Below are 8,850 nucleotides of genomic sequence, written 5' to 3'. Positions count from 1 at the left end.
CCCGCGGCTGCCGCGGGTGTTTTTGTTGTCTTCACAAACCACAAATCATGCCCCGGCAGCCGCTCCCACCAGCGCAAACACGCCGCGCAACCTCACAACCCGCGATCTACGGCTGTAGTACTAAGCCGATAGCGGCACCGAGCCAAACCAGCGTCACAATCCCTTTGCGGCGGAGGGTAAACCATGCAACCCGCTCAAGGGTCGGACTGTATTCGCCGAGTTTCTCGCCCCCTCTCGACGAGCGGGTTCGAATGGGAGACGAACTCACCATGTGCAATATCCTCTCGACCTGAAGTGGGCGACCCAATCGTTCGGATCCGTCTGGCGAACGTCCGTGCGGTGGATGATTGTCACTTGTGGTGGTGCTCGGCCATGTCTTCGACCTCCTCGAGAGTGGTGGGCAGGTGGTATGGGGGGGTGCTCTTACCTGAGATGCGGTATCGGCCCCAGAAGTCGGGATCCCCGACGACACACTCCGCCCGCCCCTCAGCGGTCGTAAATACAGCGATCGCGCGGGCGCCTTTCAGGAGCCCGTCGAGCTCATCATTCTTCTGAATCCGGCCATACCAGGTGTATAAGCCGTTCAGCGGCTGGAAATAACCTCTTATTTTCGCTTCGACATGGATCTCCGTCCCACGGCACACCAGGGTTCCTTCGCCGGAGTAGTCGAGGTCATGGTCGTCAGACATGCAGCCCTACCTTCTTCGCATTGAGCGTTGACAAATAACGCGGTTCGTGGATACTAGCAGTACCAGATACTGCGAGTAATGGGTACTGGGCGCCAGGCCCCGACTCCCAGCCTTGAACGACCGAGGAGAAGACATGACCGTGCAGGATGCCCATATCAAGCCCGACTTTTCACAGGAGGGCATGGCCCGGGTGAACGGGCGCAAGCCCGTCGACATGGAACGATCTGCAGGTCGTCTGTTGCGGTCTTCCGCGGAGAAGTTCTACGACGCGGAGATCGACATCGACTGGGAGTCGCCCTGGGAGGAAGGCAAGTACTTTCTGCCAGAGCACCGGGTGTCGCTATACGGCACCAAACTATGGAACAAGATGACCGAGGAGCAGCGTCGCGAGCTGGGACGCCACGAGATCGTGAGCATCCTCAGTTTCGGCATCTACGCAGAGAACCTCTTGAGTTCGGCGCTCCTGCGCATGTCGGCAAAGGGGGCCCTAACCGATCAGAAGTCCCTATACGCGCTAACAGAAATCGGCGATGAGTCCCGCCATTCCACTATGTTCGCGCGCCTCATTAACAAAACAGGCGTGCCCCCTTACAAGCTCCCTAAGGGCTTCTTGAGCTTCGCAAAGATCCTGCATTTCGTCCCGCTCGGACCGTCGGTGTCCGGAGCCACGCTGCTGATCGAGGAAATCCTGGACCGCGCCCAGCGCGAGGCGATGAACGACCCAAGTATGCAGCCTCAGCTTCGCCAGCTCATGAAGATCCATGTCCTCGAGGAAGCCCGTCACATTACCTTTGCGCGACTGGAGATGATCGAAGGCATGCAGCGTCGACGTAAGGCGACGCGCGCTTGGCACCGAGGGGTGCTTGCCGTCATCGCGAACCTGGCGTACCCGCTGCTCATTAATCCGAAAGTGTACCCCGCAGTGGGAATTAGCCGCTGGCGTGGCGTATGGGCACAACAAACCAGCCCAAACTATCGGACCAACCTGCAGTTCATGTCGGAGCCCATGATTCGGTTCTTCCATGAGGCGGGAATGCTGGAAGGCAAGTTCACAATGGCCATGTGGCGCGCGACGCGGAGCCTTCCCGACGATCTCCGCTGATCTCCGTTCACGCGGCCGAGCCGTCACGGTCGACATCAGTTAGACCTGTGCGGAGCATTCTCGATGGCTTCGCGATCACTTCCGCCTCAACAGATCACCCGCTGCCACTGTGCGCAGGTGATGTGTTGTGCCAACGAACCCACGAGGGAGAAAGCATAAACATGGCATCTTCAACTACCCGGCGCGCCTCGCGCGCCGCCGCCAAAACCGACTCAACCGACGACCCGATTTCGACCAAGATTCTGATCATCGGAAGCGGGTTCTCTGGTCTCGGGATGGCCGCACAGCTAAGACGTCGCGGGTACAGCGACTTTCTAATCCTGGAGAAGGCAAGCTCCGTCGGTGGAACCTGGCGCGACAATACCTATCCGGGCTGTGCATGTGACGTCCCGTCGCTGATGTACTCGTACTCATTCGAAAGTCGAGGTAGCTGGTCGAAGGTGTGGTCGTCACAACCAGAAATTGAGCGGTATCTACAAGACGTCGCGGACAAGCGCGGCGTGACACAAAAGATTCATTTCGGTCAGAAGTTGGTTTCCGGATACTGGAGCGAGTCAGAGTCGCGGTGGCACCTGCGTACTGAGTCCGGACGTGAGTACATTGCTCAGTTCGTAGTTTCAGGAGTCGGTGCGCTGCATATCCCCAATTTTCCCGAAATTTCGGGGATTGAGGACTTTAAAGGCGAAGCGTTTCACTCCGCACAGTGGGATCATTCGGTGGATCTGGAGGGCAAGCGTGTCGCCGTGATCGGCACTGGTGCCAGCGCTATCCAGTTTGTGCCGTTCGTACAGAAGGAGGCCATGTCCCTCAAGGTCTTCCAGCGAACCCCTGCCTGGGTCCTACCCCGCAAGAATTTCACCGTTCCGCCGGCCCTGCGGACTCTTCTGAGCAGACTCCCGATTGCACGTCGTATCGCCAGGTGGTCGGTGTACTGGGGTGCGGAGAGCCTAGCCTTCGGCCTCAACGGTCACTCCAACCTTATGCGGCCAATCGAACGGGTCGCTCGGTGGAACATTGAACGCTCCATCTCTGATCCGGCACTACGCAAGAAACTGACCCCGTCATATCGCATCGGCTGTAAGCGAATTCTGGGGTCAAACGACTATTACCCTGCACTTGCGGCGCCCAACACCACCGTCATCAGCGATCGGATTGAGAGGGTCACCGCTGATTCCATCATCACCTCAGACGGCGTCGAGCACCTCATCGACGTAATTATTTATGCGACCGGTTTTCACGTGACTGATGGTTTCGATCAGCTCGCCCTGAAAGGTGCCACTGGCGAGGATCTCCCGTCCCACTGGCATCAGACGGGGATTAACACGCACCTGGGCATCACGACCAAGGGTTTTCCCAACCTGTTTTTCCTCCTCGGACCCAACACGGGCCTCGGCCACAACTCAGTGGTGTTCATGATCGAGCAACAGATCAAATACATCATGAAGGCCATCGACACAGTAGAAAGCCGAGGCGCTGAGAAGGTTGACGTACGCCCGTCCGTGCAAGAACAGTTCAACACCGACATCCAGCGGAAGCTGGCCAAGGGAGTGTGGACCAACGGCGGCTGCACGAGTTGGTATCTCGACTCGCAGGGCGTCAACCGGACCGTGTGGCCGGGCTTCACATGGCAGTACTGGCGCGCCACAAAAGATTTCGACCCCGCTGAGTACGACATCGCCTGAGCCCGAACGCACGGAGAGACACGATTCGTAGAAATGGTGAGACGACAGTGAGCAATTCTGACCGGCATGATTACACAGGCAAGGTGGCAGTGATCACCGGTGCCGCGTCAGGGATCGGTCGGTCTCTGGCACTCCAGTTGGCGGAGCGAGGTGCCGCACTGGCACTGTCCGACATTGATGAGATGCACTTGAAGGAGACTGCAGAACTTTGCCGCACCACGTATGCGGCGACGGTAACCGCCGCCGTACTAGACGTTGCGGACCGCAGTGCGTTTCAGGACTATGCCGACGGAGTGCGGTCAGAGTCGGGCCACGTCGACATGGTGTTCAATAACGCCGGCGTGGCCTTGGGCGTCGACGTGGTCGACATGACCTGGGAAGACTTCGACTGGCTCATGGGCATCAACTTTGGCGGAGTCGTTAACGGGTCGAAGGCGTTTCTGCCTCACCTGATCGCGTCCGGGGACGGACATCTCATTAACACGTCGAGCGTCTTCGGCTTGATCGGAATCCCCAGCCAGAGCGCATACAATGCCGCGAAATTCGGCGTCAGAGGCTTCACCGAGGCGCTCCGACAGGAGATGAAAATCAGTCGATACCCGGTCACAGTGACATGTGTGCACCCGGGGGGTGTAAAAACCAACATCGTCAACAATGCCCGAGGCGTTTCCGCCATGGGGGCAGACACCGCGACTGTCGCCTCGCTGTTCGACAGGATCGCACGAAGCACCCCGGATAAAGCAGCGGCGACAATCCTCAAAGGTATGGACAAGAAGAAGGCACGAGTGTTGATCGGTGCGGACGCCCGCGGTTTCGACTTCGTGGCACGGGTGATCGGTCCCCGCTACCAGGACATCGCGGCGCCACTGACACGGGCGGGTTACGCGGTCGCACGTAGACAGGGGATCCTCAAGTGACCGTCGAACCCGATGCACGTCCGGCTGCCGCAGCCCGCTCACGCACCTTGCGCGTCTCAGAAGTGACCCAGGAAACGAAAGACTCCGTCACCATTTCGTTCGAGATCCCCGATGCCATGGTCGAGGAGTTCAAGCATGTCCCAGGGCAATTCATCACCGTGAAGATCCCATCTGATCGGACCGGTCATGTCGCACGATGCTACTCGTTGAGCAGCTCGCCTCACGTCGAGGACTTCCGTCTCGAGATCGGGATCAAGCGGACGGAGAACGGTTACGCATCGAACTGGCTGTGCGACAACGCGATGACGGGAATGGAGTTGACCGTCCTCCCGCCGTCGGGGCACTTCACGGCTAAGAATCTCGACGTCGATTTTCTATTCTTTGCAGGAGGAAGTGGGATCACTCCGGTCTTGTCGCTGATTAAGTCGGCGCTTGTGTGCGGCGGGGGCGAAGTCACACTGTTCTACGCGAATCGCGATGCCGAGTCGATCATGTACGAGGGCCAACTGGCGCAGATCGCCTCCGAGTTCCCCGAGCGTTTCACGGTCTTCCACTGGTTGGAGTCGGCTATGGGGATTCCGGCACCTGAGGATGTCGAATCCGCCATACGTGAGCACCGCGGTGCACAGATCTACACCTGTGGTCCGGCGCCGTTCATGGATCTGGTTCAGAAGTCGGCGGAGGCCTGCGGTGTTGAGCACGCCTCGGTACATCGAGAAGTCTTTCAGTCACTGACCGGAGATCCATTCGAGACAGCCACGATGCGTCAGCTCAGTGACGACGATGGTGTGGCGACCGCCACGGTCTATCTGAATGGGCAGTCCATCACGACTGAGTGGCCGCGCAACACTCCGTTGCTCGACGTGCTATTGGCCCAAGGTCACAATGCCCCGTACTCCTGCCGAGAAGGGGCCTGCAGCGCGTGCGTATGCAAGCTGGTTGAGGGTGATGTAGAAATGGCACAAAACCACATCCTCGTTGAAGATGACATTGCCGACGGTGAACGGCTTGCGTGTCAGGCACTTCCGCTGACGGATGCAGTCACGGTGAGCTTTGATGACCTCTGAGATAGCGAGCGAGTCGCGAGGATCGCGGCACCTCGAGGTCCTCTCCTCCGACGGAACCAGGTTGTTCGCCCAGGAATTCGGCTCGGGCCGGGATGCTCCACTTCTAGTCTTTAGTCACGGCTGGGCCTGTCAGGGGCGTTTCTGGCGGCCACAGATCGAACAGTTCGCGGCGACGCATAGGGTAGTGGTCTACGACCAACGCGGACACGGGTGGAGCGACCGGGGCCGGGTACCGTTCTCGGCGAGACTTCTGGCCGATGACTTGGAGTCCGTAGTTCGGGCGGTAGCCACTCCCACCGACAAGGCTGTCGTGGTCGGACACAGCATGGGAGGTATGTCCATCATGAGCTGGGCAGCTGAGTACCCAGCCTCGGTGTCGGAGCTGGCCCGCGGAGTAGTACTGGCAAGCACCGGGCCATCACAGTTGGTGGATCGGTCAACGTTACTCAAAGTTCCCCGCCAGCTACGACCGAGACTTGAACGGGCCTTCGCGGCTAGTCTTGCGGTCGCGGGACCCGAGATGCAGGACACGCGTTTGTCTCGCCGCCTGATTCGTTACGGAACCCTGGGCCCGGGCGCGACTGTCGAGGTAATCGATGAGTGCGCCGACATCGTGTTGCGATGCCCACCACAGGTGCGGGGGATGTGGGGTGCGGTTTTGGCGACAATCGACGTCAGCAGGGGTGTTGACTCGCTGACAGTGCCGGCGGCGGTCATCGTGGGCGATGCCGACAGACTGACCCCGGCGGCCCATTCGGTGGATCTCGCAGCGCGACTGGGTCGGCAGGGCGTTCTATTTGAATTCACTCTTCTCGACAAGGTCGGTCACATGTCCAACCTAGAGGCCGTTGAAGACTTCAATTCAGCTGTGGCCAGGTTAGACAGATCCGCTTGAAGCTCGTTTCGACCCATGTCTCTGCCGACTGCATGCGTGCGCCACGTGCTTATTGGGGCGACGGTCAACCATCCTGGTAGCGTGGTGGGTCATGTCTGTAGTCCGTCGAATCTCCGCAGCCCCGGTGAAAGTGCAACGTCGTGTGCGCGATGCACGAAGCACGCGTTGGGACGACCACCGCGCTATCGTGAAGGCTGAACTCGTCGACGCGGCAATACGCGCGATCGAGAAGTTTGGCGACGCTGTGAGCATGGACGACTTCGCGGAAGAGGCAGGGGCGTCGAAGCCGAAGCTTTATCGCCATTTCGGTGACCGAGCTGGGCTCTATTCCGCTGTGGCAGCACGTTTGGGTTCGATGATGTGGGAGTCCGCACAGTCAACTCTGCTCTCCGGACAGCAGGACTCCGTCGACGAGCTCTTCCGGTCAGCGATCTCCGCATACGTGTCATTGGTCGACGAGCATCCGGCGGTCGTCCGCTTCCTCATGACGAACCACATGTTTCAGTATTCTGAGTCCGGCGAGGGAGGGGCCGCGGATCAGCTGAGATCGGCAATGGATATTATTTCCGACGAGTTCGCCCGTAGCCTCCAATCGGTCGGTGCCGACGAGTCCCTCGTCGCCGTCGTAGTGGCCTCCATCTTGGGGGCGGGCCTATCAGCTACCCAATGGTGGATCGATCACGGTCGGCTCAATGGAATGAGCAAGGACCTGTTCTCCGCGCACCTTTATCAGACGTCGTGGGGGATCATTGACGGCGCTGCGGCCACAGTGGGCGTTCGCTTCCGCAGAGACAGACCCTTCGGCGACCCCGCGTTCGCCACTCGCCTCGGACTAGACTGATCCCGCTCGCGAGAGACGGTGCCGCCCCAGTCTCCGCCCTCAGTATTTGATCACAACTGTGTTCCTTATCGCGAGGAGCACTTGTCCAAGTGTCGGATGGGCGGGTCGAACGACTCGTCGTCTACCACCTGATCTAGTGTCATCACGTCGCCCCCGGTGATGAAGCCGGCGAGCCAGTCAGGCCCCAGGTCTGGCGCGACCAGTAGGACCGAATCAACTCGTAGGAACTGATGCCCACGATCTCGTGGTTCACCCCGTCGGACTCCGGTAGCGACCCACCTCAGTCGATCCAGATGCGAAAGGGCCGGGCTAGGGCCAGCCACTCACCGATGCGGTGCTGGCAGTTCTTCTAAACGGCGGACCTTAGGGATCTGGCGGCGGAGTCCAGTGAGGTGGCAAGGCTCGACTCAGTGTCAGTTAGAACCGCCGCGGCCTCGATGACGTGGTCGAGCCGGGTAGCAGCGGTCGAGCCCTTGTGTACGGCCGCCTGAGCGACTGATGTCCATGCTGCAGCCGCTCGGTGAGCATCTCTGGCAAGGTCGCTGGTTGCAGCATCGCCGGTCAGTCGGGCGATCTCGTCGCAGCCACACGCGAGTAGTCGTCGGAACAGGCCACCACCCGTACCTGCCTTCTCGATGAATGCACCAAGACTGAATAGGTGGACTTCGAGCACGTCGGAGGGCAGCTCATGCCAGAGCACCACGTCAGAGGATAGTGCTAGGGCTGCGTCTATTCCGTGTGTCCCCGAGTGTTCGACAGGGCCGGCGATCGTGGATCCTGCGGGCGCGCGCATGCATGCCGCAGATTGCGCGAACGCCTCCGCAGCCACGACGGCGATTGACGGTAGCGCCTCGGGCCAGTCAATGCGGAAGAGCGTATGTCGGGTCGGCTCGGGGAAGGTCATCGAGCGTCGGGCTCGCGCCAGCGCGTCGAAGGGAACCTGTTGAATTTCGACGCGATCGTTGTCTGCGACGTAAGCGATTTCTGCGTCGCTGTCGTAGCCCACTATGACGATATCGTGGCGACTCATGCGCAACTGAACGCGCAGGTAGGGCAATTCAGCAATTTCGGCCCACACGAGCGCGGGCCGGCCGCGGTCGAGTTCGTCGCGGACGAGATCCCACCCTAGCTGGGGATCGTCGGTGGACCGGACCTCCACCGTAGCGCCGAGACGGCGGGGGAGGTCCATCTCGAAGTCAGGACCACGTCCTACCAGATACAACGGCGGCACGAGGGCGTCGGTGCGAACATACGTGAGCGAGAGTGCTCCGCCCAGAGCGAACACCAGACCCTCGTTCGGTGGCCCGTCGAAGCCTAGTCCCGACCACTCCATCAAGTCGCGCATCGCGCTGGAGCCGCAATGGCCGCCCATTCGGTGTGGATAGGTGTCGAGCAATGACTCGGACATTGTCATGGTCTCCCTAGTGGTGGTGGACACTGTGGCGACGGGATCTGGCCGACAGGTGGTGGCACGGGTGTTCGAGCGGGCAGTGACCTGCGGCGGTAGCCCGCCGGAGCGCACACTATGCGCGGGATGCGTCGGACGGAGCTGGCCGTCCCGAGAAGATCAGAGGGCCGTAGGCATGCCGCAGGCCCGCCAGGATTTCCTCGAGGGGCAAGTCGTTGTAGACGCCGCGTTCGTGCACGTACTCCATGT

General features: G+C 60.2%; 8 protein-coding genes. 6 read left to right on the top strand and 2 right to left on the bottom strand.

The genetic code is table 11. The annotated features are described in order from the left end of the window. Window positions 1-350: 350 nt before the first annotated feature. Window positions 351-689, bottom strand: a complete 339-nt coding sequence (locus tag ABLE94_RS26080) for a DUF4873 domain-containing protein (protein WP_005195185.1) — start codon at window positions 687-689, stop codon at window positions 351-353. Window positions 690-822: 133 nt separating this feature from the next. On the opposite strand from ABLE94_RS26080, the gene ABLE94_RS26075 reads away from it, so the two are divergent. The 6 genes from ABLE94_RS26075 (at window position 823) to ABLE94_RS26050 (ending at window position 7,193) form a co-directional block, all read left to right on the top strand. After that, the gene (locus ABLE94_RS26075) at window positions 823-1,791 is read left to right on the top strand and encodes an AurF N-oxygenase family protein (protein ID WP_005195186.1); all 969 of its coding nucleotides are present in this window, start codon (window positions 823-825) and stop codon (window positions 1,789-1,791) included. 161 nt (window positions 1,792-1,952) lie between these two features. Beyond that, entirely contained in the window at window positions 1,953-3,473 is a 1,521-nt protein-coding gene (locus ABLE94_RS26070) for a flavin-containing monooxygenase (RefSeq protein ID WP_005195187.1), read from the top strand. Between the two features lie 47 nt (window positions 3,474-3,520). Continuing rightward, entirely contained in the window at window positions 3,521-4,390 is an 870-nt protein-coding gene (locus ABLE94_RS26065; protein WP_006369629.1) for an SDR family NAD(P)-dependent oxidoreductase, read from the top strand. After that, window positions 4,387-5,457 (top strand): ferredoxin--NADP reductase, encoded by a 1,071-nt coding sequence (locus ABLE94_RS26060; RefSeq protein WP_005195189.1) that lies wholly within the window; start codon window positions 4,387-4,389, stop codon window positions 5,455-5,457. Before ABLE94_RS26065 ends, ABLE94_RS26060 begins: the two co-directional genes overlap by 4 nt. Continuing rightward, entirely contained in the window at window positions 5,447-6,352 is a 906-nt protein-coding gene (locus ABLE94_RS26055; RefSeq protein WP_006369630.1) for an alpha/beta fold hydrolase, read from the top strand. The genes ABLE94_RS26060 and ABLE94_RS26055 overlap by 11 nt, the downstream gene beginning before the upstream one ends. 91 nt (window positions 6,353-6,443) lie before the next feature. Then, window positions 6,444-7,193, top strand: a complete 750-nt coding sequence (locus ABLE94_RS26050; RefSeq protein WP_026919816.1) for a TetR/AcrR family transcriptional regulator — start codon at window positions 6,444-6,446, stop codon at window positions 7,191-7,193. Between the two features lie 349 nt (window positions 7,194-7,542). On the opposite strand, the gene ABLE94_RS26045 is transcribed toward ABLE94_RS26050, so the two are convergent. Next, window positions 7,543-8,601, bottom strand: coding sequence for a BtrH N-terminal domain-containing protein (locus tag ABLE94_RS26045; protein ID WP_370530226.1), 1,059 nt, complete (start codon window positions 8,599-8,601; stop codon window positions 7,543-7,545). Window positions 8,602-8,850 lie beyond the last annotated feature (249 nt).

The organism is Gordonia sp. VNK1 (genome assembly GCF_040049135.1).
Classification (GTDB): Bacteria; Actinomycetota; Actinomycetes; order Mycobacteriales; family Mycobacteriaceae; genus Gordonia; species Gordonia oleivorans.
This window is presented reverse-complemented; position numbering and strand designations above follow the sequence as displayed.

What these genes read in the sequence shown, in the direction of transcription:
- ABLE94_RS26080 (WP_005195185.1), bottom strand. Translation starts at nt 689, where the DNA reads ATGTCTGACGACCATGACCTCGACTACTCCGGCGAAGGAACCCTGGTG.
- ABLE94_RS26075 (WP_005195186.1), top strand. Translation starts at nt 823, where the DNA reads ATGACCGTGCAGGATGCCCATATCAAGCCCGACTTTTCACAGGAGGGC.
- ABLE94_RS26070 (WP_005195187.1), top strand. Translation starts at nt 1,953, where the DNA reads ATGGCATCTTCAACTACCCGGCGCGCCTCGCGCGCCGCCGCCAAAACC.
- ABLE94_RS26055 (WP_006369630.1), top strand. Translation starts at nt 5,447, where the DNA reads ATGACCTCTGAGATAGCGAGCGAGTCGCGAGGATCGCGGCACCTCGAG.
- ABLE94_RS26050 (WP_026919816.1), top strand. Translation starts at nt 6,444, where the DNA reads ATGTCTGTAGTCCGTCGAATCTCCGCAGCCCCGGTGAAAGTGCAACGT.
- ABLE94_RS26045 (WP_370530226.1), bottom strand. Translation starts at nt 8,601, where the DNA reads ATGTCCGAGTCATTGCTCGACACCTATCCACACCGAATGGGCGGCCAT.